The organism is Halomonas sp. MES3-P3E (assembly GCF_002836035.1).
Classification (GTDB): domain Bacteria; phylum Pseudomonadota; class Gammaproteobacteria; order Pseudomonadales; family Halomonadaceae; genus Vreelandella; species Vreelandella arctica.
Map to the genome: position 1 here is coordinate 40,564 of NZ_PJBT01000185.1, position 24,466 is coordinate 65,029.

General features: G+C 55.2%; 20 protein-coding genes. 5 read left to right on the forward strand and 15 right to left on the reverse strand.

Going from position 1 to position 24,466, the window contains the following annotated elements:
- Positions 1–21 precede the first annotated feature (21 nt).
- The 8 genes from purH to ppa form a co-directional block, all read right to left on the reverse strand.
- Entirely contained in the window at positions 22–1,638 is a 1,617-nt protein-coding gene (gene purH / locus CXF87_RS15070) for a bifunctional phosphoribosylaminoimidazolecarboxamide formyltransferase/IMP cyclohydrolase (RefSeq protein WP_198556114.1), read from the reverse strand.
- Between the two features lie 50 nt (positions 1,639–1,688).
- Positions 1,689–2,048, reverse strand: a complete 360-nt coding sequence (gene fis, locus CXF87_RS15075; protein WP_008956430.1) for a DNA-binding transcriptional regulator Fis — start codon at positions 2,046–2,048, stop codon at positions 1,689–1,691.
- Positions 2,045–3,097 carry a tRNA dihydrouridine synthase DusB gene (gene dusB / locus CXF87_RS15080; protein ID WP_101147172.1) on the reverse strand — a complete coding sequence of 351 codons (1,053 nt, stop codon included), beginning with the start codon at positions 3,095–3,097 and terminating at the stop codon, positions 2,045–2,047. Before dusB ends, fis begins: the two co-directional genes overlap by 4 nt.
- Before the next feature lie 99 nt (positions 3,098–3,196).
- Complete coding sequence (prmA, locus tag CXF87_RS15085) at positions 3,197–4,111, reverse strand: 50S ribosomal protein L11 methyltransferase (RefSeq protein ID WP_101147173.1); 915 nt, start codon at positions 4,109–4,111, stop codon at positions 3,197–3,199.
- Positions 4,112–4,268: 157 nt separating this feature from the next.
- On the reverse strand, positions 4,269–5,609 hold the full coding sequence (gene accC / locus CXF87_RS15090) for an acetyl-CoA carboxylase biotin carboxylase subunit (RefSeq protein WP_008956427.1): 1,341 nt from the start codon (positions 5,607–5,609) through the stop codon (positions 4,269–4,271).
- Between the two features lie 31 nt (positions 5,610–5,640).
- Positions 5,641–6,108, reverse strand: a complete 468-nt coding sequence (gene accB / locus CXF87_RS15095; RefSeq protein WP_008956426.1) for an acetyl-CoA carboxylase biotin carboxyl carrier protein — start codon at positions 6,106–6,108, stop codon at positions 5,641–5,643.
- A 357-nt stretch (positions 6,109–6,465) separates the two neighbouring features.
- Positions 6,466–8,331 carry a protein-disulfide reductase DsbD gene (dsbD, locus tag CXF87_RS15100; RefSeq protein WP_101147174.1) on the reverse strand — a complete coding sequence of 622 codons (1,866 nt, stop codon included), beginning with the start codon at positions 8,329–8,331 and terminating at the stop codon, positions 6,466–6,468.
- Between the two features lie 179 nt (positions 8,332–8,510).
- The gene (ppa, locus tag CXF87_RS15105; RefSeq protein ID WP_008956424.1) at positions 8,511–9,041 is read right to left on the reverse strand and encodes an inorganic diphosphatase; all 531 of its coding nucleotides are present in this window, start codon (positions 9,039–9,041) and stop codon (positions 8,511–8,513) included.
- Between the two features lie 299 nt (positions 9,042–9,340).
- Between ppa and CXF87_RS15110 the strand changes: the two genes are divergently transcribed.
- Positions 9,341–11,056, forward strand: coding sequence for a bifunctional protein-serine/threonine kinase/phosphatase (locus CXF87_RS15110; protein ID WP_008956423.1), 1,716 nt, complete (start codon positions 9,341–9,343; stop codon positions 11,054–11,056).
- 332 nt (positions 11,057–11,388) lie between these two features.
- Here CXF87_RS15110 and CXF87_RS15115 read toward each other — a convergent pair whose 3' ends face one another.
- Together CXF87_RS15115 and rnt are read right to left on the reverse strand one after the other, a co-directional pair.
- Positions 11,389–12,648 carry a 6-phosphofructokinase gene (locus tag CXF87_RS15115; protein WP_008957299.1) on the reverse strand — a complete coding sequence of 420 codons (1,260 nt, stop codon included), beginning with the start codon at positions 12,646–12,648 and terminating at the stop codon, positions 11,389–11,391.
- Positions 12,649–12,861: 213 nt separating this feature from the next.
- Positions 12,862–13,530, reverse strand: coding sequence for a ribonuclease T (gene rnt, locus CXF87_RS15120; protein WP_008957300.1), 669 nt, complete (start codon positions 13,528–13,530; stop codon positions 12,862–12,864).
- 274 nt (positions 13,531–13,804) lie between these two features.
- Here rnt and CXF87_RS15125 point away from each other — a divergent pair, with 274 nt between their 5' ends.
- The 3 genes from CXF87_RS15125 (at position 13,805) to CXF87_RS15135 (ending at position 16,663) form a co-directional block, all read left to right on the forward strand.
- A complete protein-coding gene (locus CXF87_RS15125) occupies positions 13,805–15,025 on the forward strand; it encodes an argininosuccinate synthase (protein ID WP_101147175.1) in 1,221 nt (406 codons plus the stop codon).
- 81 nt (positions 15,026–15,106) lie between these two features.
- Positions 15,107–15,436, forward strand: a complete 330-nt coding sequence (locus CXF87_RS15130; protein ID WP_101147176.1) for an HlyU family transcriptional regulator — start codon at positions 15,107–15,109, stop codon at positions 15,434–15,436.
- 69 nt (positions 15,437–15,505) lie between these two features.
- Complete coding sequence (locus CXF87_RS15135) at positions 15,506–16,663, forward strand: DUF294 nucleotidyltransferase-like domain-containing protein (RefSeq protein ID WP_101147177.1); 1,158 nt, start codon at positions 15,506–15,508, stop codon at positions 16,661–16,663.
- Between the two features lie 38 nt (positions 16,664–16,701).
- Here the strand turns inward: CXF87_RS15135 and CXF87_RS15140 are convergent, their stop codons facing one another.
- Genes CXF87_RS15140 through CXF87_RS15155 form a run of 4 tightly spaced genes read right to left on the reverse strand, consistent with a single transcriptional unit; the run spans position 16,702 to position 22,132 of the window.
- Positions 16,702–19,455 carry a sensor histidine kinase gene (locus CXF87_RS15140; protein WP_101147280.1) on the reverse strand — a complete coding sequence of 918 codons (2,754 nt, stop codon included), beginning with the start codon at positions 19,453–19,455 and terminating at the stop codon, positions 16,702–16,704.
- Between the two features lie 2 nt (positions 19,456–19,457).
- Positions 19,458–19,667, reverse strand: a complete 210-nt coding sequence (locus CXF87_RS15145) for a hypothetical protein (RefSeq protein WP_008957305.1) — start codon at positions 19,665–19,667, stop codon at positions 19,458–19,460.
- Between the two features lie 30 nt (positions 19,668–19,697).
- Complete coding sequence (locus CXF87_RS15150) at positions 19,698–21,761, reverse strand: 3'-5' exonuclease (protein WP_101147178.1); 2,064 nt, start codon at positions 21,759–21,761, stop codon at positions 19,698–19,700.
- On the reverse strand, positions 21,758–22,132 hold the full coding sequence (locus CXF87_RS15155; protein ID WP_101147179.1) for a response regulator transcription factor: 375 nt from the start codon (positions 22,130–22,132) through the stop codon (positions 21,758–21,760). Before CXF87_RS15155 ends, CXF87_RS15150 begins: the two co-directional genes overlap by 4 nt.
- A 201-nt stretch (positions 22,133–22,333) precedes the next feature.
- Here CXF87_RS15155 and CXF87_RS15160 point away from each other — a divergent pair, with 201 nt between their 5' ends.
- The gene (locus CXF87_RS15160) at positions 22,334–23,410 is read left to right on the forward strand and encodes a tRNA-queuosine alpha-mannosyltransferase domain-containing protein (protein ID WP_101147180.1); all 1,077 of its coding nucleotides are present in this window, start codon (positions 22,334–22,336) and stop codon (positions 23,408–23,410) included.
- Here CXF87_RS15160 and CXF87_RS15165 read toward each other — a convergent pair.
- Positions 23,393–24,463 carry a carboxysome shell carbonic anhydrase domain-containg protein gene (locus tag CXF87_RS15165; protein WP_101147181.1) on the reverse strand — a complete coding sequence of 357 codons (1,071 nt, stop codon included), beginning with the start codon at positions 24,461–24,463 and terminating at the stop codon, positions 23,393–23,395. The two genes, CXF87_RS15160 and CXF87_RS15165, sit on opposite strands and share 18 nt — an antisense overlap.
- Positions 24,464–24,466: the final 3 nt, after the last annotated feature.

Genomic DNA, 24,466 nt, shown 5'->3' on the forward strand with positions numbered 1-24,466 from the left:
GGCTAAGCGTTGTGGCTACTCTTAGTGGCGGAAGTGGCGCATGCCGGTAAACACCATGGCAATGCCTGCTTCGTTGGCGGCGTCGATCACTTCCTGGTCGCGCATGGAACCCCCCGGTTGAATCACGGCGGTAATGCCTGCGGCTGCCGCGGCATCAATGCCATCGCGGAACGGGAAGAAGGCGTCAGACGCCATCACTGATCCGGGCACCGAAAGACCTTCGTCGGCGGCCTTAATGCCGGCAATTTTAGCCGAGTAAACGCGGCTCATTTGGCCCGCGCCAACGCCCACGGTTTGGCCCTCTTTGGCATACACAATGGCGTTGGATTTGACGAACTTGGCCACTCGCCAGGCAAAGGCCAGATCACGCAGCTCCTGTTCGCTAGGGGCGCGCTGGCTGACCACGGTCAGGTTGTCACGGGTGACCATTCCGTCGTCACGTTCCTGCACCAGTAACCCGCCGTTGACACGCTTAAAGTCCAGCGCAGGCTGCTGCTCGCCGGGCCAGTGAGCGCTGACGTCCAGCAAGCGTACGTTTTGCTTATTCGCCACGATGGCAGCGGCTTCATCGCTGACCCCTGGGGCAATAATTACCTCGACAAACTGGCGATCAATGATCGCCTGGGCTGTTTCGGCGTCCAGCGGTGTATTGAAAGCGATAATGCCGCCAAACGCACTGGTAGGATCGGTGGCAAAGGCTTTGTCGTAAGCGGCTAAGGCGGTTGCGCCAATGGCGACGCCGCAGGGGTTTGCGTGTTTAACAATCACGCAGGCTGTCTCGTTAAAGGCTTTTACACACTCAAACGCAGCGTCAGTATCGGCGACATTGTTATACGAAAGCGGCTTGCCTTGGAGCATTTTAGCCGTAGCGACACTGGGCTCGCTCGCCTGGGGGTCAACGTAAAAGGCTGCCTGCTGATGCGGGTTTTCGCCGTAGCGCATGTCCTGCTTTTTATCGAGCTGCAGGTTAAAAGTGCGTGGGAAGGTCTTATCGCTAGCATTCACTTGGCGACCCAGGTAGTCAGCAATCGCGCCGTCGTAGCCAGCGGTGTGTTCAAACGCTTTTACCGCTAAATCAAAACGCGTGGCGCGACTCACCTGGCCATCCTGTGCGGCCAGCTCACCAAGTACCCGCGCATAGTCACTGCTATTGACCACGATAGTGGTGTAGGCGTGGTTTTTGGCGCAGGCGCGTACCATGGTTGGGCCGCCGATATCGATATTTTCAATCGCATCTTCCAGCGTGCAATCAGGCTTGGCTACCGTCGCGGCAAATGGGTAGAGGTTGACGACCACCATGTCGATCGGGGTAATGTCGTTCTCAGCCATGACCGCATCATCCTGACCACGGCGCGCCAGGATGCCGCCGTGGATTTTCGGATGCAGCGTTTTTACCCGGCCATCCATAATTTCGGGGAAACCGGTGTGTTCAGACACTTCTTTCACTGCGATAGCATTTTCCTGCAGTAGGCGGAAGGTGCCACCCGTGGAGAGCAGTTCAACACCATGTTTAGTCAGGCCACGGGCAAATTCTACAATGCCGGTTTTATCAGAAACGCTCAAAAGAGCGCGGCGGACGGGGGTGGCGCTACTGTCAGTCAAGGAAGAACTATCAGCCATGAGAGGATTATCAGCCATAAGAATGCTCGTATGCAGAGTCGAGAATAGAAAATAACAACGCCCCAGGGTTATGGGGCGTCACCTTCGATAAGTCCGTATTGCTTGAGTTTTTTACGCAGGGTGCCGCGGTTCAAGCCGAGCACATCCGCGGCACGGGTCTGGTTGCCGTCGGTGTGCTCCAAAACGCAGGCGAGTAATGGTGCCTCTACTTCGGCCATCACCATGGCATAAAGGTCGCTGGCTTGGCTGCCATCTAAATGCTCAAAGTAGCGGCGCATTGCCGTTTCAACAGCCTCTCTAAGCGGCTGTGGCGGTGAGCTAGCAGCCGCCGGATCCGCAAGCGTGCCCGTTAAATGGGAGTAGCCTTCGCTGGCACGGGTGTCGCTAGAAGAGTAGGTGTCGCTAGAGAGAAGATCGCGTTCGGTCATGCAGCATGGCTTCCTTTGGCTAGCAAACGTATGGCAGCACCGGGGGCCATCACGTCGTTGATCCAATCAAATTGCGTTTCAGGTGACGCTAACGCATTGAACTGCTGCTTAAGCGCGCGCTGCTGAGGCTGCGTAAAGCGTGGGTCGTCGCTGAGGTACCAGCCGACATGCTTGCGCGCAATACGCACACCCATCGTCGTGCCATAAAACTCATGCAACGCCTCGACATGCCCGTGTAGCACGTGGCGGCGCTCCACAAGGGTGGGTAGCGCCAACCGTTCCCCATGCTGAAGATAGTGGTTAATCTGTTGAAATATCCACGGGTTGCCCTGAGCACCACGGCCTACCATTACTGCATCAGCGCCGGTATAAGCGAGTACCTCGGCGGCTTTTTCCGGACTTGTTATGTCGCCGTTGGCTATCACCGGTATCGAGAGGTGAGATTTTATCTCAGCAATCGTGTCGTACTCTGCCTGTCCAGTATAGCGCTGCTGGCGGTGACGGCCATGTACGGCGAGTGCTTGAATGCCTGCGGACTCAGCTAAGCGGGCAATTCGCAAGGCGTTGTTTGATTCGGCGCACCAGCCGGTGCGAATTTTCAGCGTTACTGGAATATCGACCGCTGAAACTACTGCGTCAAGAATCTCGGCAACCAAGGCTTCATCGCGAAGGAGCGCCGACCCAGCGGCTTTGTTGCAGACTTTTTTCGCGGGGCAACCCATGTTGATATCGATGATCTGAGCGCCAAGTTCGGCATTCAACCGCGCCGCCTGGGCGAGCATCTCGGCATCGCCACCGGCGATTTGTACCACGCGGGGGTCGGGCTCTCCGCGATGGTCCATCCGTAGCTGCGATTTACGCGTGTGCCATAAGCTGGGGTCTGACGTCACCATTTCACCCACCACCCAGCCAGCCCCCAGCCGCCGACATAACTGGCGGAAAGGCCGGTCGGTGACGCCGGCCATGGGCGCGAGAATTACCCGGTTGGGTAATGCATACGTCCCAATGGTGACGGGCTCATTGGAGGCTAGTGCATTGGCTACAGTCATGGCGTTAGGCTTTATGTGTGCTGGGCTAGCGGCGAGTAGGCGATTCAAGGGGGCGTATGATACGCCTACTCGGTGATGGGGTGAAGGCCGTTTGCCGCTTTAACGCGGACGCTGGCCGTTAAGTCGCACCCATCCTTCGCGAATCACTGGCTCCTCCATGGCGATTCCCTGTGCGGCATAGGCTTCATAAACCTCATTTGCCTGGTTCGCCAAGATGCCGGATAGCGCAATGCGGCCGCTAGGGGCCACGTGCCCGGCAATCATTGGAGCAAGCTCGACTAGCGGGCCCGCTAAAATATTGGCGGTCACAACAGGGTAGTCGCCGCCATCACTTAACTGCTCAGGGTAGTAGAGCGTTAAATCCGGCTCGGCAATCCCGTTACGCTCGGCGTTGTCACGGCTGGCTTGGAGTGCCTGCGGGTCAATATCGGTGGCATCAGCATGGCTAGCGCCGAGTTTGAGTGCGGCGATAGCAAGAATGCCGGAGCCACAGCCCACATCCAGCACGGTCTGCTGGGCTAAGTGCCCAGCCACGGCCAGTTCATCCAACCACTCCAAACACAGCGCTGTGGTCGGGTGCGTGCCCGTTCCAAAGGCCAGGCCGGGGTCGAGAATCAAGTTAACGGCGTCGGCATGGGGAGGTTCGTGCCAGCTTGGTACGATCCACAGCCGCTGGCCCATCTGCAGCGGTGTGAAGTCATCCATCCATTCCCGCTCCCAGTCCCGGTCAGCCAGTAGCTCATATTCGATGGTGGGGCAGGGCTCCTCAGGCATCTGTTCGGACCATGCCGCCTCAATACGTTCCAACATGCTTTCGACGCCCTCTAGGTCATCGTAAAGGCCGGTCAGAATGGTGTCTTCCCAGAGCGGTGTGGTGCCACGTTCTGGCTCAAATACCGGATCATCGTGGGCATCCTGAAGGCCAATCGCTGTCGCGCCTTCATCAAGCAGCAGTTCTTCGAGAAACTCTGCTTGTTCAGGGGCGACATGGGCTTTGAGTTGGAGCCAGGGCATGGAGAGTCTCCGCAGGGCGAATTAAAGACAAATACAGTAAAGACAGATTCAGTAAAAACAAAGAAGGTAAAGACAAAGACGTTAAAGACAGAGACGGGGTGGACATGGCCACCCCGCTGGGCATCACTCTTAGCGCTGGAAAGCGTTTGAAGTGCTATTAGCTGCTGAGTTTCTTTTCCAGATAGTGAATGTTGACACCACCTTGACGGAAGTAGCTATCGCGAACCAAATCTTTTTGTAGATCGATATTGGTTTTAATACCTTCCACCAGCAGTTCATCAAGGGCATTGCGCATGCGCGTAAGCGCTATTTCGCGGTCGGCGCCCCAGGTGATCAGTTTGCCGATCAGTGAGTCATAGTGAGGCGGCACGGTGTAGCCGGTGTAGAGGTGGGAGTCCATACGGACACCCAGGCCACCCGGCGCGTGAAACAGCGTTACCTTGCCAGGGGAGGGCATAAAGGTGCGCGAGTCTTCAGCGTTAATCCGGCACTCGAAGGAATGACCGTTGAGCTTTACATCTTCCTGGCGAATCGACAGCGGCAGACCCGAGGCAATGCGCAGCTGCTCTTTAACGATATCGACGCCGGTGACCATCTCGGTAACAGGGTGCTCTACCTGAACGCGGGTATTCATCTCGATGAAGAAATACTCGCCGTCTTCGTACAAGAATTCAAAGGTGCCTGCGCCACGGTAATTGATCTTAATACATGCTTGGCGACACGCTTCTAGCACTTGGGCGCGAGCTTCCGGATCAAGACCTGGTGCAGGCGCTTCTTCAAGCACTTTCTGGTGACGGCGTTGGAGTGAGCAGTCGCGGTCATAAAGATGAATCGCGTTGCCCTGACCATCCGCAAGCACCTGAACTTCGACGTGGCGCGGTTTTTCGAGGAATTTCTCCATGTAAACCGTGCCGTCACCAAAGGCGGCATGGGCTTCAGTGCGAGTAACGGTGATTGCCGAAAGCAGGTGGCCTTCGGTGTGTACCACACGCATGCCGCGACCACCGCCACCGGAGGCTGCCTTGATGATGACCGGGTAGCCGATGCGACGCGCAGTGGCTAAATTGGTCGCATCATCGTCACCCAAGGGGCCGTCTGAGCCTGGCACCGTGGGAACGCCCGCTTCTTTCATCGACTGGATAGCACTGACTTTATCGCCCATCAGGCGAATCGTCTCTGCGCGGGGGCCAATAAAGGTAAATCCCGAGCGCTCAACCTGTTCGGCAAAGTTGGCGTTTTCAGACAAAAAGCCGTAACCGGGGTGAATAGCGGTCGAGTCAGTGACTTCGGCCGCACTGATCAGGGCCGGAATATTTAAGTAAGACTGCGCTGACGATGCCGGTCCAATACACACGGCTTCATCCGCCAGGCGAACATGCATGAGTTCACGATCAGCTTTGGAATGTACCGCAACGGTTTTAATGCCCAGTTCTTTACAGGCCCGTAGGATACGGAGGGCAATCTCGCCGCGGTTGGCGATAAGTACCTTGTCCAGCATGGGAGAGTCCACCCGTGTTGAAAATGAAGGATTAAGCGATGACGATCATGGGTTGATCGAATTCGACCGGCTCACCATCTTCTACCAGGATGGCTTCCACCACGCCGTCGCGGTCAGCTTCAATCTGGTTCATCATTTTCATGGCTTCAATAATACAAATGGTATCGCCTTGCTTGACGCTATCACCGACTTCTACAAACGACTTGGCGCCCGGCGCGGGGCTGCGATAGAAGGTGCCTACCATCGGGGAGTTAACGGCTTCACCACGGTAGCTTGTGCCTTGAGGCTCAGCTTCAGCAGCCGGTGCTGATGTAGGAGCGGGAGCTGCTGCATAGCCAGGCTGCTGTTGTGCGTATTGCGGCATGGGCTGTGGCTGCCACGAGGCGCCATTAGGGTGGCGGCTGATACGAACGGACTCTTCGCCTTCCTGAATTTCAATCTCGCTAATATTGGACTCTTCGAGCAGCTCGATCAGTTTCTTAACTTTGCGGATATCCATGGCATAGCCCCATCAATGTCATAAAAGAAGATTATGAGAAATAATCACACAGTAACCGTGGCCTATAGGCGAGTTGCTGCGCGGCGCTGCGCGGCTCATCTATAGGCGCAGTAAACCAAATTTAAAAATGAAGAGAACGCTGCATGTTAGCGAACGTTACCCCGTTCTCACCCCTAAAAAAGGAAGTTTTTAGCTAATATGGGAGCGGAGTTTGCCGAAAAAGTGCCAGGATGTCCAGCGACAGCCTAAGCCAGTGCTTAAACTGACGCTGAATGTAGATTTAAACAACTGTTTGACGATATTCGCGTCAAAACGCTGCTTAAGTGCCTTAGTGGGCAAGGCTCGTAGGGTGGTGGCTCAACTATTGGCAAGCCACTGGCTAACGGATTCAAGATGTTCATGCAGTTGGTCGGCGGTGACTTCGCCTTGAATGCGCGCATCACGAATTTCTTCGCCTTGACTGAAAAACAGCAGGCTTGGCGGGCCGAAAAGATTGAACTGTTCCAGCAGCTCACGACTTTGTGGATCGGTCTGCGTCACGTCTGCGGCAATTAATGTGTAACCCTCCAATGCCGCTGAAACACGTGGGTCAGGATAAACATCGCGCTCCAGTAGCTTGCATGAAATGCACCAGTCAGCGGTAAAGTGAACAAACGCCGGCTGATTAGTACTTTTCGCTTGAGCGATGGCCGCCTCAAGCGCGGTAAGGTTATCGACCTCAACAAACTCAAGCTGTTCCACTTGAGACTCGCCGGGCCCAATCGAGGTGGCCGCAAGAGGGCGCAGTGGGTTGCTGCCACCTTGCGCGGCACCAATCACCAGCAGGACGCCCCACGCCAGCAGCAAAACCCCCAGCGTTTGACGTGCCCGTGGCCACCCTTGCGGTTGATTGAAGTTCAGAGCCCCAAGCGCCAGCGCCGTGCCGATCGCGAGTGTTGCCCATAGAAGTAGCGCTATGGGTGCAGCAACTAAACGCTCGATCATCCAAATTGCCACACCCAGTAGCAACAGGCCAAAGGCAATCTTTACGCCATTCATCCAGGCGCCCGAACGGGGTAACAGTGTGGCGCCAAAGGTGCCGACTAAAAGAAGCGGTACGCCCATGCCCATTCCCAGGGCAAAGAGTACCGTACCCCCCATGGCTGCATCACCGGTTGAGGAGATAAACACCAGTGCCCCGGCTAATGGAGCGGTGACGCAGGGTGACACCACTAGTACGGAGAGCGCACCTGCTAACGCTAAACCCGCTGGTCCACTACGCTGAGCGCGAGCCTGCCAGGCGTCAATACGGGTGGCTAAGCGGGGCGAGAGATTCAGCGTGAAGGCCCCGAACATGGCCAGCGCAAAGAGCGTGAAGAGTACGGCGAAAGTGATAAGCACCGGTGCCGACTGTAAGCGCGCCTGAAGATTAAGGCCGGCGCCGAACAGCCCCATCAAGATCCCGACCAGCGCGTAGGTCAGCGCCATCCCCAGCACATAGCTTAACGAGAGAGCAAAGGCGCGTGGGCGGGTGGGGTTCTGGCCGACGACGATTGAGGAGAGAATCGGGATCATCGGGAGTACGCAGGGGGTAAAGGTAAGCCCCAAGCCGGCAATAAAAAACAGCCCTAACGCTAACGGTAAGCTTGCATCGCTAATCAAAGCGCTAAAGCGGCTATCTTCACTTTGAGGCCCCGCGAAGTTACTCTGTGAAGTAGAGGTAGCGGTAGCGATTTCACTAGCGGCGCTATCTCCTTCTTGCCAGTTTGCAAATTGATTGGGCGGCTCAGTCTCACTCGCTTGTAGGCTCAAGCGTTCCGGTGGATAGCATAGCCCTGCATCCGCGCAGCCTTGAAAGGTTAACTCAACGTTTAGCGGGCCTGCGTAGGGAGCGCTCAGCGGTACTTCAAACACCACCTGGTCGCGGAAGATGTAAACATCGCCCATGAATTCATCGTTGGTGAACGTGCCTTCGGGGATGTTGGGTTCGCCAAGCGTTATACCCTCGGTCTGACTGGAGACAGCAAACTGATGCCGATAAAGATAGTACTCATCGGTGATATCGGTACCGATAAAAAGCGTTTCTCCATCGTGCCAAGCGGTAGGCTGAAAGGCTTCCATTACCGGTAAAAATTCATCTTGGTTGCTAGACGATGAAAACCATTGGGCGTGTGCGCTCAAGGGTAACCAGCCGAGAAAAAAAACCAGTAAGGGAAGTAGGCTCAGGCGTTTAAGAGATAACACGGTGCGTCCTTAATTAATGGCATCGCAAGCTAGGACAAATAGCATACCGCAACCTTGAATCTCTCGCGTATACGCTGCGGTGACGTGACGCGGTCGCTAATGGTGCGTTAATCCTAACAACCTAAAAGGTCGCCCGAAGGCGACCTTTTCACATACACAGAAGCAACTTTACAAAACGATTACGCTTTCTGGTAAGCGATAACGGATTTTTCAATCGCTTTGCGCGCAGCGTCAGCGCCTTCCCAGGACTCGACTTTTACCCATTTGCCTTTTTCGAGATCTTTGTAGTTCTCGAAGAAGTGTGCAATTTGCTGGCGCAGCAGCTCAGGTAGGTCAGTGACTTCCTGAATGTCATCGTAGAGCGAACTAAGCTTGGCGTGGGGCACACAAATCAGCTTGGCATCTTCGCCGGCTTCGTCGGTCATGTTTAAAATGCCTACCGGACGAGCACGAATAATGCTGCCGGGTTGAACCGGGTGCGGGGTCACGACCAGCGCATCCAGGGCGTCGCCGTCATCGGCTAGGGTGTGGGGAATAAAGCCATAGTTGGCAGGGTAGAACATGGGGGTGGCCATAAAGCGGTCAACGAGTAGTGCGCCCATGTCCTTATCAATTTCGTATTTGATTGGATCGTGGTTGGCTGGAATTTCGATCACCACATAAACGTCGTTGGGGAGATCCTTTCCAGCAGGGATATTATCGAAGTTCATCGTTGATTCCTTGGTAGTACTGTGGCTTGAGTCGTGCAGAGGTTAGGTAATCGTTACAGAGTCGTTGATGGCGAAGAATTATACGAACATGACTACGCGATTACCAATGCGACATAGGTGGGCCGGTGTGGTTTAGCCGTTGCCCTATTATGAGGGAAATCAAAAAGCAGCGCATATAAAAGCGCACTAATACGATAGAGACGTTTGTTGGGCATCGTTTCTGCTCCGCTGCGTGTATCATAGGCAGAGTTTATTGACAGTGAAGTCCCTCGATCGAGTCGGCAGCCTAGGAGGATGACTTGTCGCACGCCCAGTTGCTCATCAGTTATGGTCAAGCATTTGTCGCGCCGGACCGGCGCCTGCACCGCAGTTCAATGTCGGTTCGCTTTCCTGAAGCGCCGCTGCTGCGCGCCAAAGGTGGCTGTGCCGTTATTAGTGACTCCATCTCACGCAATACCATGGCCAAGCAGGCCGGTGATTTAAGCGTGCGCGGCTTTCTGGCCGATTACTTCTCCACCCCTGATCATTGGGATGTCAAAACCTCGGCCACCCGCGTGCTGCGTGCCCTTAATAGCTGGTGCTACAGCCAAAGCCAGCATGTGAAAGAGGGCAGCTTTGTTTCCTCCATGTCGGCGATGGTCTTCCGTGGGCGCGAAGCACATCTGTTTCATATGGGCGACACGCTGGTGTTCCGTTTGCGCGGGGCCGAGTTTGAGCAGTTGAGCCGAGACCATGTCACCGACTTAGGAGGGTACCGTTATCCTTCCCGGGCGCTGGGTATGGATGGCAGTGTTGATATCGATTACACCCATATAGCGCTCAAACAGGGCGATCTGTTCTTGTTCACCACCCAGGGTGTGCGCGGTACTCTGCTACCTTCCGACTATGTACGCTTGATCCGCCAAGATGCCAGTGATCTGGATGCCGCCTGCGAACGGCTTGCCGATGAGGCGAAGCAGCGCGCCCAGGATCGTGGCTACGGTGGCGATCAGTTCTGCTTCCAGTTGGTGCGAATCGATGAGTTGCCTGACGAAGTAACGGAGCATCCAGGACAGCTCTACGGCGACTTGCCGATTCCGCCAGAACTGGCGCCGGGTGAGCGTTTAGATGGCCTTGAAGTTCTCGCTGTGCTGTCACGCACAGCGCAGTCGCGGGTTTATCGTGTTCGTGATGTGCATAGCGAGCGTGAAATGGTCATGAAAGCACCCAGCCCGGAGCTTTCGTTGCGCAACGCCTATCTGGAGCACTTCCTGCTTCAGCAGTGGGTGGTCGAGCGCGTCAATTCGCCGTTTGTGGTCAAGGTGATGGAGCCGTCGCGGCCGCGCCGTTATCTCTATTACCTGATGCAGCATATTGAAGGTGAAACGCTGCGACAGTGGGCCGAACGCCATCCTCAAGCCAGCTTAACGCAGCGCTTAGATATTGCTAATCAGCTGGGTAAGGCGGTGCAGGCGCTGCATCACCGGGAAATTATTCATCAGCAGATCAACCCCGATAATATCCTGATCGACCCGCACGGCAAGCTGGTGCTGACTGATTTTAGTGCCTGCCATATGCGCGACGGCGAAGGGCACCGCCACTCGGGTGAGTTGCTCCGCCAAATTGGCTTCAACGAGCACACCGCCCCTGAGTATGCGTTGGCCGACAGCATTGGTCGGCGCAGTGATCAGTACTCGCTGGCATCCACGACCTACTGGTTATTGACCGGTGCTTTGCCCTATACCTTGACGCCCAATCGCCTGCGCAGCCATACCGATCTTGAAGAATTAACCTACCGCAGCGCGCGCACAACCAATCCTGAGATATCCCAAGACTTAGACGATGCGCTACGCCGCGCTTTGGATCCGCAGCGGGCTCTGCGCTTTAGGCGTCTATCGGAGTTCTTGCATGCCCTTAGGGTGCCGCTGGGGCGATTGCCGAACCGGGAAGAGAGCCGCCAGGAGCCGCGGCGTTTCTGGCAGGGGGTAGCAGGTATATTGCTATTGCTGCTCGTGCTTTCCTGGCTGTTACGCTAAACCTACACAGCGAGTTGCGAATAAAACGGGGTTATGTCATTGCGAGGAGTGAAACGACGCGGCAATCTCAACGCCGCGGCGGCAGCTAACCCCGAGATTGCTTCACTGCGTTCGCAATGACATCAGGAGAGGTCATTGCGAGGAGTGAAACGACGCGGCAATCTCAACGCCGCGGCAGCAGCTAACCCCGAGATTGCTTCACTGCGTTCGCAATGACATAAGGAGAGGTCATTGCGAGGAGTGAAGCGACGCGGCAATCTCAACGCGCCGCGGCGGTACCTAACCCCGAGATTGCTTCACTGCGTTCGCAATGACATTGCTACAGCAAATATTTATAGCGTAAAAGTAGGCAGTTTACGTTCTGCTTTTGCCAGTTTCAGCTTGGCCACTTTCGGCAAGCCATTCTCAAACGGGGGGAAATCCTCGCCCTGGATCAATGGTGAGAGGTAATCCCGGCACGTCTGGGTAATCGCAAAGCCGTTGTCGCTGATAAAGTCGCGGGGCATAAATTTCTCTTTATTGGCCACCTGTGACAGCGGGGCAGAGATGACATCCCACTGGTAAGGTGACTGAGAAATACGACGAATAGCGGGCATCATGGCATTTTTGCCTGCTAGCGCCAGCGTCACCGCTTCGCGACCCACCGCATAGGCCTGTTCAACGTCGGTTTTAGACGCTAGGTGGCGCGCTGCGCGCTGTAGATAATCGGCCACTGCCCAGTGATACTTGTAGCCCAAATCCTGCTTGATCATACCGGCAAGTGTTGGCGCTACGCCGCCCAACTGGCGATGGCCAAAGGCATCGGTATTGCCTGCGTCAGCCAGGAAAGTGCCATCTTCGTAGCGGGCGCCTTCAGAAACCACGATCACGCAGTAGCCATATTGTTTAACGCTTTCTTCAACCCGCGCCATGGCCGCTTTACGGTTAAACGGGATTTCCGGGAAGATAATCATGTGCGGCGGCTCGCCTTCGGCTTCGCCCGCTAAACCACCGGCTGCGGCGATCCAGCCCGCGTGGCGGCCCATGACTTCAAGTACAAATACCTTGGTGGAGGTGGCGCACATGGAAGCAATATCCAGCGACGCTTCCAGCGTAGAGGTCGCAATGTACTTAGCGACACTGCCAAAGCCTGGGCTGTTATCGGTAATCGGCAGGTCGTTATCCACGGTTTTAGGCACGTGAATCGCGGTAAGCGGATAGCCCAGCTTCTCGGAAAGCTGAGAGACCTTTAAGCAGGTATCGGCACTATCACCGCCACCGTTATAGAAGAAGTAGCGAATATCGTGAGCTTTAAAGACTTCGATCAAGCGCTCGTACTGGGCGCGGTGAGTATCAATATCTTTTAGCTTATAGCGGCAAGAGCCGAAAGCACCACCTGGCGTGTGGCGCAGGGCTGCAATCGCTTCGTCACTCTCTTGGGTAACGTCGATTAGGTCTTCTGTTAAAGCCCCGATAATGCCGTTATGACCGGCATACACCTTGCCAATCTGATCGGGTGCTTGACGACAGGCTTCGATAACGCCACAGGCACTGGCGTTGATCACGGCGGTGACGCCACCGGATTGGGCGTAAAAGGCATTATGCTGGGCCATGGAAACGTCTCATCTCCTGAAAATGGGGAAAAATTAATCGATATCGTTTTATCACCGCCAAACACGCGCTAACCGGCATTGTCGGTGGTAAATCACATTGCAGTAATGCGGCAAAGTTTAGCGTAAAGCCTGATTTTCTGCATTAGCGGCTCTCTGCATTGCTGCCTCTATGCATGAGTAATGCATCAACGGCTAGGCGGCGGATGCCAAGTTCTAATCTGTGCTATCCATCTCTTGCTCTCGCTGGGCAAGCTGCCAGCCGCCCAAATCTTTATAGCGATTCACCATGGAGCAAAATAGCTCAGCAGTTCGCTCAGTATCGTAACGGGCGGAGTGGGCAGCTTTATTATCAAACTCAATGCCAGCAGCACGGCAGGCGCGGGCAAGCACGGTTTGCCCATATATCAAGCCAGCCAGAGTGGCGGTATCAAAGCTAGAAAACGGGTGAAATGGATTGCGCTTAATGCCGCAGCGATTCACCGCCGCGTTCAAGAATCCCTGATCGAACGCCGCATTATGACCGACTAAAATCGCGCGAGTGCAATCGTGAGCTTTGATTGACTTCCGTATAGGACGAAAAATTTCATTGAGTGCTTCAGCTTCGCTAAGCGCGACTTGGCTGCGCAACGGGTCATCCAGGTTAATGCCGGTAAAATCGAGTGCCGACTGCTCAACATTCGCCCCTTCAAAGGGGTGAATGTGGTAAGCATAGGTGGCATCAGGCAGCAGGTTGCCTTCCGGATCCATGGTTAGCGTAACGGCAGCAATCTCAAGTACGGCATCACCTTGGGCATTAAATCCCCCGGTTTCTAAATCAACGACCACCGGCAGGTAACTGCGAAAACGTTGGGCCATTAATTCGCGGGCAATTGCCTCGCTCATGCAGCTCTCCTTATGTTCAAGCGAGTAATAGTCTTCAAGCGAGTAATCATTCGACATTAGCGGCAAGCCGCCGCTTTGAATGGAGTGATTCTAGCAGCTTTAGCCCCCAGGCGTCGTTGACGGTATTCGCTGAGCATTGAGAACGCTATACTCAACGTCTGTCTCAAAGATCTATCTCAACGGTCGGTCGCAAAGAGCTCTCGCATCAGCCAAGTGTTAATGGCTAGCGTGGTTTTGTTTTTATCAATTTCTTATGGTCAATGAGGAGCAAAGAATGTCCGATGTCAAAAAGGTTGTGCTGGCATATTCAGGCGGCCTGGACACATCCGTCATCGTTAAGTGGTTGCAAGAAACTTACAACTGCGAGGTAGTGACCTTTACTGCCGACATCGGTCAGGGCGAAGAGGTCGAACCAGCTCGTACCAAGGCGCAAGCCCTTGGTGTAAAAGAAATTTACATCGAAGACCTGCGCGAAGAGTTTGTGCGTGACTACGTTTATCCCATGTTCCGCGCTAACACGATTTATGAAGGTGAGTACCTGCTGGGTACCTCTATCGCTCGGCCCCTGATCGCCAAGCGCTTGATCGAAATTGCCAATGAAACCGGCGCCGACGCTATTTCTCACGGTGCTACGGGTAAAGGTAACGACCAGGTTCGCTTTGAGCTCGGCGGCTATGCCCTTAAGCCCGGCGTGAAAGTCATTGCCCCGTGGCGTGAGTGGGACTTAACCTCTCGCGAAAAGCTGATGGCCTATTGCGAAGAGCACAACATTCCGGTCGATTTTGCCAATAAAAAGAAAAAATCGCCGTACTCAATGGATGCCAACTTACTGCATATCTCTTATGAGGGCGGTATTTTGGAAGATCCTTGGGCCGAAGCCGAAGACGACATGTGGCGTTGGAGCGTGTCTCCTGAAGCCGCACCCGATACCCCTACCTACGTTGAACTGACGTATGAAAAGGGTGACATCGTGGCCATCGACGGCGAGCCGTTAAAAGCCCACGAAGTGCTTGAAAAGCTCAATAAACTAGGAGGCGACAACGGTATCGGCCGCTTGGATATCGTTGAAAACCGCTACGTGGGCATGAAATCACGTGGCTGCTATGAAACACCTGGCGGCACTATTATGCTGCGCGCTCACCGCGCGATTGAGTCGCTAACCCTAGACCGCGAAGAAGCCCACCTGAAAGATCAGCTGATGCCGAAATACGCGGAAGTGATCTACAACGGTTACTGGTGGAGCCCAGAGCGTCGCATGCTGCAAGCGGCCATTGACGAGACCCAAAAGAATGTATCGGGTGTCGTACGTATGAAGCTCTATAAAGGCAATGCTACCGTGGTTGGCCGCAAGTCTGATGAATCGCTATTTGATGAGTCAATTGCGACATTTGAAGATGATGCGGGCGCTTACAACCAGAAAGATGCCGAAGGCTTTATTAAGCTGAATGCTCTTCGCCTGCGTATTGCCGCTGGCAAAGGCCGTAAGCAAAGCTAGTAAAACCTAGTTAATTATAAAAGCGTATATCTTGTCAGGGCGGCAGCTAATAGCTGCCGCCCGGCATGTTAAGGAGCCACTATGTTAAAAAAATTATTATCTGGCCTCTTTGGTAGTGATCGTCAGTCTGCGCCAGGCGCTACCACCAAAGCGGCTGATGCCGTGGAGTACAATGGTTATGAGATCGTATCTCAGCCGGACGATCAAAGCGGCCAATACCGTGTAAGTGGTTGGATTCGTAAGGCCGATGCCAGCGGTGAAACCCTTGAACACCGTTTTGAGCGTTCCGATATGCTGCCTGGACGCGAAGCGTGTGATGCTATGATGGTCACTAAAGCGCAGCGCTATATTGATGAAGTAGGGGAGGCAATGTTCGAGCCTGACCCACGTCGTGCTGGCGACAGCGCATAGTAAAACCGAGAAAGAAGTAAAACCGAGATAAAAGTAACGCCGACACAAACGTTCGTAAAGGAGAGGCGTATGCGAGTAGTACACCAAGCCTCGCCCTGGCGCTCCTTATTCAACGAGCATGGACATTTAAACACCATGGCGCTCGACGCGCCGCTCCAGCATCTTTTCTCAAAAACCTCTTCACCTCAGTCTTCCATTGCCGACGCTTATGCGTGGCAACCCTCCTTGGTTGAAACGCTGGCACATTACGATTTACCCGCTTGGCGTATCAGCCAGATCATTAGTGATCACAATGCTTGGCTATACCGGCGCGCTATTGCCCAGTCGCTTGAAGAGATGCAAGCGCAAGGGTGGGGCACACCACCGGTCGATTACTGTGTGTTGATGTTAGGTTCGGCGGCTCGCTACGAGAGCCTGCTCGGCCCTGATCAGGACAATGCGCTGATTATCGATGATTACCCTGACCATAGGCATGTTGAGATTGACGGCTACTTCCAAGCCCTGGGCGAGCGGTTTACTCAACGTCTGGATGAAGCCGGCATTCCCCTTTGCCGAGGCCATGTGATGGCTCGCTGGCCAATGTGGCGCAAGCGGATAAGTGAATGGCAAGCACAGCTGGAAATCTGGAGCGCCGATCGACGGGTGAAGCGTGTTCAGCAGACTAATATTTTGCTCGATTTTTCTCCCATCGCTGGCAATCAAGCACTTGCCGCGCAACTGGGGGATAGCATCGCCGCGATACTCCCTAACGCATCGCTTTATATGGATGAAATGGCGGCGCTACTGAATGAGTTGCCGGTAGCTTTGAACCGCTTTGGGCAACTTGCCTCGAGCCCACACCTTGAGGCTCCTCACGAGCAAGCCATTAATCTGAAACTTCAGGGCCTATTGCCTTTGATTAGCGCTGCGCGTTTGTTCTGCCTGCGTTACGGGCTGCGCCACATAGCCACCCGCGAACGGTTGATCGCGCTCAGTCATATGAGAGATGGTCATACGGAAGATGGTCATAAGGTGGATGCGCTAACGTCGGCTGAATCGGCGTTGCTTATAGCCGCTTTTGAGCGTCTACAGCAACTCTTATTAGATCAGCAGCGTTACAACAGAGCCCGTGGCCAAGCCGCAGACGCCTGGGTGGATCTTCGCCGCCTGCGTGAAGACGAGCGCCTGCTATTAAAGTTTGATCTGCAGCAGATTAGAGCGTTTGTTCAGCGCGCCAAAAGTGGTTAGCGGAAAGTTCTTGGCGGAAAGTTCTTAGCTGAATAGGATCAAGCGTGGGTGTCATCCGGCGCCGCGGGTAGCTCCAGTGTTAAACAGGCACCGCCAAGCGTTTTGGCATCCTCAACCCAGAGTCGTCCACCCAGATGAGCGATAATTCCACGGCTAATGGGTAGTCCCAAGCCGCTCCCTCTGGGCCGTCCTCTTGGTATATCATCGTCTTGCTGTATCTGATGAAATTTTTCAAATACCCGTTCACGCTCATCCGCGCTAATCCCGGCGCCGTTATCCTCCACGCTTAAACGGAAATGGTGGCGATGGCGGTAGAGCGACAGGCGCACTTTAGGCTGGTGGCGATCGGCAAACTTACTTGCGTTATCAAGCAGGTTAATAATCACCTGTTCTAAACGATCATGGTCACCAACCACCATTGCTGGGTCTGCTTCTAAATCAACCTCTAGTTGGATGCCCCGCTCTTGATGCAGGTGCGCGATGGCGTCAATGCTGTGTCGGGTAAGCGCGGCAAGATCCAGCGGCACCGGGTTAAGCGTTAAACGGCCACTTTCCAGACGGGCAAGGTCCAGTATTTCTTCGATTAAGCGTGAGAGCCGTTGGCTTTCGAGAACGATGACACCCAGAAAATGCTGGCGCTTTTCATCGGGTAGCTGGCCGCTATCGCGCAAAATTTCAGCAAAAGCGCGGATGGAGGTTAGTGGCGTACGGAGTTCGTGGCTGACCATGGCGACAAACTCATCTTTTAAACGATCCAGCTCCCGCAACCGTTCATTAGCGCTGCGTAACTCTTCGCCGATTTGGACGAGCTCTTGGGATTTCTGCTCTAAGCGGCGGTTGTACTCAAGGGTTTGCGAGGTGGTATCCAGAATACTAAGGATCGACTCAATATCCAGCGCCTCGCCGCGAACCACTGAGTTGATCAACACCCGCGCTGAAGAGCTGCCAAGGGCCCCCGCCAATGCCTGCTCTGCACGTGTAATCAACTCAGCGGCAGCGGGCTCGTCTGCCACAAATGCGTTTTTGATACTGCTATGGCTGAACACCCGTCGGGTAGTGTGGGCACCGAGATAGCGAACCAACAGCTCTTTGAGTGCCCCCTGGGTGGTTTGCCCGCGCCATAGTGACGTCGATAGTGATGTTGTTTGTAGATTGGGGTTCATCGCTTCGGTGAACAGCGCCGCCTGGGTTTGCTCCAGGGGCGTTGGGCGGGTAAACAGCGAAACACCGACCAGCAACCCGACGTTGACCAGCATGCTCCACAGCAACGAGTGGGTGTAAATATCCCAATTTTCGAGTCCAAACAACGCATAGGGTTTCAACCAGCCGATTCCCCATGGCCCTTCGGTAAGTAGCGTGGCGTCCAACCAGCCCGACTGGGCAAACCCCGGCAGCAGTAGTGTATAGCACCACACCAAAAAGCCAGCGATTAAGCCTGCCGTGGCGCCTTGGCGAGTCGCACCACGCCAGTAAAGGCCTATCAATAGCGCCGGTGCGAACTGTGCTGCACCTGCAAAAGAGACCAGCCCGATTGTGACCAGACTGTAGGAATCGCCAATCAGCGCATGGTAAAGATAACCCAGCAGCAGAATCAGCACGATAGCGACCCGACGAATTCCCAGTAGCCAGCCGGCAAGTTCGCCTTTGGTGCTGAGGTGCAAACGCCGTGAGCGCAGCAGCAGTGGCATCACCAGCTGGTTACTGACCATTGTGGAGAGGGCGATTGTCTCGACGATCACCATGCCAGTTGCCGCTGAAAGCCCCCCAATAAAGACCAGTAGCGGCAGCCCTTCTAAGCCTGCCGAAAGCGGTAGCGTCAGAACAAAACTATCGGGGTCGCCTGCGCTCGCACCTAGCAGCAGGCCCGCCAGGGCGATAGGGATTACGAACAGGTTGATCAACAGCATGTAAAGGGGAAATAGCCAGCTTGCTCTGGCTAAATGCTGCTCGTCGACATTCTCTACCACCAATACCTGAAACTGGCGGGGAAGCGTTAAAAAGGCCAGGAAGGCGAGCACCAGCATGCCCACCCAACCAGTGACGCCACCAGGAACGCTGTCCAACCGCATGCTATCGACCAGCGCTGGCGTGGCTGCTACCTGAGCAAACAGCGCCGCGGGGCCTTCAAACATCACAAAGACCACGAAAACACCGACGGCCATGAAGGCGACCAGCTTCACCAGGGATTCCAGCGCGATGGCGGCCACCATACCCTCGTGGCGTTCGCTGGCATCCAGGTGGCGAGTGCCAAATAGAATAATAAACACCGCCAGTACCAGAGCCACCCAGAGCGACTTATCCATCCAGAAGTGTTCATCCACCAGCGTGGTGTCGGCCGCTTGTGGGTAGTTAATGAGCACTGCATGGCTAACGGTAATGGCCTTTAACTGCAGGGCAATATAAGGCGTGATACTGATCAGCGCCATTAAGGCCACCAGGGCGCCTAAGCTGGTACTTTTGCCGTAGCGGGCACTGATAAAATCGGCAATGGAAGTAATGCGCTGGCGGGCGGCAATGCGCACCATCTTGCGGACCACGAAGGGTGCCAGCAGCATGGCGAGTGTGGGGCCAAGATAGATGAGCAAAAAGCTGGGGCCATACTCCGCAGCGCGGCCTACGCTGCCGTAGAAGGTCCAGGCAGTGCAGTAAACGGCAATGGAGAGGGCGTATACCGTGGGCGAGCCGATCAGCGATCGCCCCTGCTCGGCCCGCCGGTCGCCCCAGGCCGCGACCACAAACAGCAGTGCTAAATAGCCAAAGGCAGTGCCTAGGATGACGGCGTCAGTACGCATCATCAGCGATCCGCACGGTGTTCCATTAGCCAAGCCGTCAAACCGATGACGACTGCCCAAGCGCAAAACAGATAGAGCGGTAACCAGCCGACGTTAAAGGAGGGTAGACGGTCTACCACGATAATCAGTGGTGGGCAGAACAGCAGTAAGGCGACCGCTACCAGGGCCATTAAGCGTTCGGTTTGTCGCGATTTAGTGCCTGTCTTTTTCATGAGGCGAAATTTTTCATAAGACTAAGCCTTTCATAAGGCACTCGCATCCTGTCGGTCAAAAGCATTGGCTTGTAGCGTTAAAAGCTGTTCCAGGGTATCGACGCCGCGGGCCTCTAAGCGTGGCAGCAGGGCTAGCCAGAGTTCTGCGGTCACCCGAGCATCGCCTAAGGCAGTGTGGCGGGTGCCGGGGGGGAATGCCAGGTCGTAGCGCTGGGCAAGACTATCCAGGTCATGCCCGTCCAAGGCTTCGTCCAGTGCCCGAGAAATCAGCAGGGTGTCGATGACGGGAATATCAAAAACGACGCCTTTGTGGCTGATGGCGAGCAGATCAAACGCGGCGTTATGTGCCAGTAATACCGCTTCTCCTACAAAGTCACGAAAGCGGGTAAGTACGATATCCAGCGGTGGTGCACCTATGACATCGGCATCGGTAAGACCATGAATGGCCGTGCTGGCGGCAGGAATAGGTCGCTGTGGGTCGACTTTTTGATCGAAAGCCTCGCTTGCCAATAGCCGCGCGTTGACCACGCGGCAGGCACCAAGACTGATCACCGTGTCACCTCGACGCAGCTCAAGCCCGGTGGTTTCGGTATCAAACGCCACGACTTCCAAGCTGCGCAGGGAACGACTCGCAAGCGCTTCATCCGGCGGGGGCAGGTCGGCAATCCCAAAATCATGAAACTCGGGGCGTGGTGGTGCGGTTTCCCGCGGGGCACCGACGCGTTCAACGGCAGGGAGCGGAAGGCGCAGGCGGGCATGCACACCATCATCGTCGACCAAGCTCCAGAGGTCGCTGGCGTGTTGGCGCAATACATCGGCCACGCTGGGTGTTAGGGGCAGTGAGTTGAGCGGCTGCTGGCGCCATTCAGCCAGTTCATGTTCGGGGATCGCTTTGCCACGCCAAATTAGGTCTAAATAGACACGCTTATTGCCTAGACATATTTCACCTTCAAAGCCGCTCTCAGGAAGGTGGGTATTCAGATGCTTTACTAATGAGTCGAACAGCGCAATCAGGGCGGGGGCATCGCCTTTAAACCAAGCGGGCATGCCCACCGGGGTAATCAAACGATGCTCTGGGTCTAGGCGTTCATCCAGTGCTTGCCAGAAATCGTTAGACCACATCGGCGTTAAACGCTCGCCCTGATGCTGCATATCGTCGAGCAGTTGGCCGATTTTAGCCACGTTGTCGCCTAACGTGATGCCTTCCTCATGAATAACCCGCTCAAACCGTTGGCGTAACAATGACGTGCTATCGTCGTTTTGATGGCGCAGTTGGATCAGCGCATCGGCAGCGCTGGTTAGGCTGGCGGTATGCTGACGGAGAGGCGTCAACATATTGGCCAATTCGGCTCTTACGCCCATTTCACTCGACCACGATGCCGTTGCATCACCAAACGTCAGCAATGTTTCGCCATCGCTACCCGGCACGCGACGCAGAATAACTTTTAGCCACCGGTTATCACAGGGGGCAAGCAGTTCTCGTGGGGAGCCATCGTTAGGCAGTTGGCTAAGTGCTTGCTGTAAGCTAGCAACTGGAAGCAGCGCTTCAAGACGTTTACCTAAGCCTAGCCCGGTATTGCCGACAAAAAAGTCTTCAGCCGCCTGGTTAAACAGCATTACACGCCGGTGGTGGTCACATAAAAGTAGGGGTGTTTCGAGTACCTGCAGCAGTGTTTCCAGTTCCTGGCGGATGCGTGCCGCGCTGCGGGCGCCATCGGCGTGGGCGGTAGCGAGGCGGCTGCGATCTTCGCGCCAGCTTTCGCGCACACGGCGTAAATCTGGCCCCAGCCCTTTTAGCCAACCCTCGGGCGGGTGTTCGTCACGGGCGTCAGGATTGGCAACCAAGCGTGCCAGCTGCACCTGTAAATGGCGTAGCGGTGTAAACAGCATGCGTTCAAGCACTAAGCCCACCATAAATAGGGTCGCGCCGCCGGAAAAGCTGCCTAGCCATAGCGCTATTCGTGTTACGCCCGTGGGTGCGAGCTGAGCATCCAGCCAGGCGGCAAAAATAGCGCCACCCAATAGGCTGATGCCGCTTAGCGAGAGCCATAAGCCAATCAGGCGCTGGCGTTTGGGCAGCCCACCACGGGTCATGGCTGCTCCTTAATGAGTAGCGCTTTGACTTTTTCCACCAAGGATTGGGTGGAAAAAGGCTTGGTAATATAGTCATCAGCGCCCAGCGCCATGCCTTTTTCACGCTCGACATCGCGGCCGTGGGCAGTGAGCATAATAATCGGTAGTTGGGCGGTGCTTTCTTCGTTACGCAGGCGCTCTAAAACGTCAAAACCGCTAATCCCTGGCAGGCTGATATCAAGCAGGAGTAAATCGGGCTGGCTATCCTGGACACGTGCTAACGCCTGTTCACCATCTTCGGCAGTCACTACCTCAAATCCTGCTTGCTCCATCAAGAACTCAAGCGATAGCACAATGTTGGGTTCGTCATCGACGACGAGCACTTTGGCCATGGTGTTCTCCAGCTTTTATTTGTTTTAACGACGCATACTTGCAGTCTAGATAGATCGAGACAGTCAGCCAAGACGACCTTGGCCGAATGTACTAGCAATCCGCTAGCAGCGAGCAAATGCGATTGGTTTGGTACACTGGTGTCTCTATGCCATGGCATAACAAGCGATGGCTTACTACTGATCTGCTTGCTAAGGCTGTGAATGCGCGTACTACTGTTATCCGCCTACGAAGCGGTGAGTCATCGCTATTGGGCGCAAAGTTTAATGGCGCAGCTTGATGAAGTATCGTGGGCGATGTTGAGCCTGCCACCGCGTCATTTTGCCTGGCGAATTCGCGGCAACCCACTGAGCTGGATGTTGAAAGAGCAGGATACCCTTAGCCAGTCGTATGAGGTGGTGCTTGCCACGTCAATGGTGGATCTGGCGACGCTAATAGGGCTGTTTCCACACCTTGGCCGAGCCAAAAAGATCGTCTATTTTCACGAAAACCAGTTTGCCTATCCTGAGTCTAGCGATCAGATACCCCAGGTAGAGGCCAAAATGGTCAACCTCTACACGGCGCTAGCGGCGGATTGTGTGGTGTTTAACAGCGCTTACAACCGCGACTCTTTTATCGATGGCGCGCGAGCCTTTCTGAAAAAAATGCCTGAAAACCTACCTGCAGCGAAGCCATTGGAAGCGCTGCGCGAGCGGTCTCAGGTTTTACCCGTGCCCATTTCTGATAGCTCAATTTCTCACCAGCAAACGGCTGTGCAAAAAACAGTGCCACAGCGTATTGTTTGGAATCACCGCTGGGAGTATGACAAAAATCCTGATGACTTCTTTGCCGTGCTGTTCGCGTTAAGCGATGCCGGAGTGGCATTTGAGCTGGCCGTGCTAGGGCAGCGCTTCCGCCAAGCTCCGGCCATTTTTGACGAAGCCGAGCAGCGCTTAGCCAAGCATATTGTGGCTTGGGGGCCCCAGCCCGAGGGGAGGTATCGCGAATTGCTGGACAGCGCAGGCATCGTGGTATCGACCACCTGGCATGAGTTTCAAGGCTTGGCGATCATGGAGGCAGCTCAGCGCGGGGCGCTGCCCCTAGTGCCGGATCGGCTTTGCTTCCCGGCTTTATATCCACCTGACTACCGTTACGATGGCACTCAGGAAGGGCTTTATAAGCGACTCCATGCTTGGCTGACAAATCCAACTGCGCGTCCTATGAGCCTTGATACTGCGGCTTGGGAGTGGGCCGCTTGGCGCGAGGCCTATCGCCAGCTTCTTTCAGTCGAGCCGGTCTAATCGTCGTGTCGGCCAGTGCACCACGGCGGTATGGCGACGCATCTTTTGCGCAAGCATCGGGTGCTCACGGCGAATCACCTGCTCGGCAAAATCTGACAGAAAGTGGGATTTAAGCTCCGCGCGGGCGCGGTCGACGCCGCTGTGCTGGTAGGGGGTCGAAGCCAGCAGCATAAAGCCATCATCTGGGATGCGTCCGGCGCGCATATTGGTGTCAATGATGGTGGCTGCCGTGCCAATGGGCACTGCTAAGTCCGGCCCGTAAGGGCCAATAATCAGGGCGGTATTGGGTAGGTGCAGAAAATCAAAGCCCCGGCCGATGCAGATCACCCATTCGCGGTGCTCGATATCGAGCTCCCGCTCGACGCCATGCAATTCGCTAACGTGGGCAAGGTTACCTTCCAGCAGAGGCAACAAATCGCGCTGCATGTCATGGGGCATATCGGGGCAAAGGGCATTCAGTTGACTGCTTAGTCCTTCTGGGGCCCGGCCAATCCACTCGCTGACATCAAGGGTGGTGCCGTCTTGGCCATGAATCACCAGCGCATCGCTGTCGGTTTCAAAGCCGCACACCAGCGGGTAAACCTGCTGGTGGTCGTGGCCAAATAGCTTTCCAGCCTGTTCGGCAATGGCATAGGCGTGGGCTTTCGCGGCTTGGGTATCGCAGTTAAACCCGGCGCAGCCGCGGGCTGGGTTGCCATGGGAAAAGTGGTAGGTGATCAGCATTAGCGTGCTGCGCCCCGCCTGAGCGGCGTCGACTACCGTCTCGGTCAGCAGTTCCCCCAGGTAGGGCCAGCCTAGATCAAAAATGCCGCCCAGGTTACGAAACGGCGTAATGATACCTAACGGCGTGCGCGTGGCGTGGGGTATATGTATGCGCCCATCCATGCACTTCATGACGACGATGGATGTCGGGTGCTGTGCCGTATAACGCTGCCGCGCTAGCCATGCCCCTGGGCTACAGAAATGCTCGGCGTGTTGCCGTGACAGATCCAGTAGCGCATCAATACGCTGCTCAATGGGCTGATCATGCAGAAGCGTGGCAGGGGTAGGCATGGA

Bases quoted from the DNA above. Each gene is read 5' to 3' on its own strand.
- accC (WP_008956427.1), bottom strand. From the start codon at position 5,609: ATGCTGGACAAGGTACTTATCGCCAACCGCGGCGAGATTGCCCTCCGT.
- CXF87_RS15150 (WP_101147178.1), bottom strand. From the start codon at position 21,761: ATGACCCGTGGTGGGCTGCCCAAACGCCAGCGCCTGATTGGCTTATGG.
- fis (WP_008956430.1), bottom strand. From the start codon at position 2,048: ATGACCGAACGCGATCTTCTCTCTAGCGACACCTACTCTTCTAGCGAC.
- CXF87_RS15165 (WP_101147181.1), bottom strand. From the start codon at position 24,463: ATGCCTACCCCTGCCACGCTTCTGCATGATCAGCCCATTGAGCAGCGT.
- CXF87_RS15140 (WP_101147280.1), bottom strand. From the start codon at position 19,455: ATGCGTACTGACGCCGTCATCCTAGGCACTGCCTTTGGCTATTTAGCA.
- rnt (WP_008957300.1), bottom strand. From the start codon at position 13,530: ATGAGCGAGGCAATTGCCCGCGAATTAATGGCCCAACGTTTTCGCAGT.
- CXF87_RS15115 (WP_008957299.1), bottom strand. From the start codon at position 12,648: ATGGCCCAGCATAATGCCTTTTACGCCCAATCCGGTGGCGTCACCGCC.
- prmA (WP_101147173.1), bottom strand. From the start codon at position 4,111: ATGCCCTGGCTCCAACTCAAAGCCCATGTCGCCCCTGAACAAGCAGAG.
- purH (WP_198556114.1), bottom strand. From the start codon at position 1,638: ATGGCTGATAATCCTCTCATGGCTGATAGTTCTTCCTTGACTGACAGT.
- CXF87_RS15145 (WP_008957305.1), bottom strand. From the start codon at position 19,667: ATGAAAAAGACAGGCACTAAATCGCGACAAACCGAACGCTTAATGGCC.
- CXF87_RS15160 (WP_101147180.1), top strand. From the start codon at position 22,334: ATGCGCGTACTACTGTTATCCGCCTACGAAGCGGTGAGTCATCGCTAT.
- dusB (WP_101147172.1), bottom strand. From the start codon at position 3,097: ATGACTGTAGCCAATGCACTAGCCTCCAATGAGCCCGTCACCATTGGG.
- CXF87_RS15135 (WP_101147177.1), top strand. From the start codon at position 15,506: ATGCGAGTAGTACACCAAGCCTCGCCCTGGCGCTCCTTATTCAACGAG.
- CXF87_RS15125 (WP_101147175.1), top strand. From the start codon at position 13,805: ATGTCCGATGTCAAAAAGGTTGTGCTGGCATATTCAGGCGGCCTGGAC.
- CXF87_RS15155 (WP_101147179.1), bottom strand. From the start codon at position 22,132: ATGGCCAAAGTGCTCGTCGTCGATGACGAACCCAACATTGTGCTATCG.
- accB (WP_008956426.1), bottom strand. From the start codon at position 6,108: ATGGATATCCGCAAAGTTAAGAAACTGATCGAGCTGCTCGAAGAGTCC.
- ppa (WP_008956424.1), bottom strand. From the start codon at position 9,041: ATGAACTTCGATAATATCCCTGCTGGAAAGGATCTCCCCAACGACGTT.
- CXF87_RS15130 (WP_101147176.1), top strand. From the start codon at position 15,107: ATGTTAAAAAAATTATTATCTGGCCTCTTTGGTAGTGATCGTCAGTCT.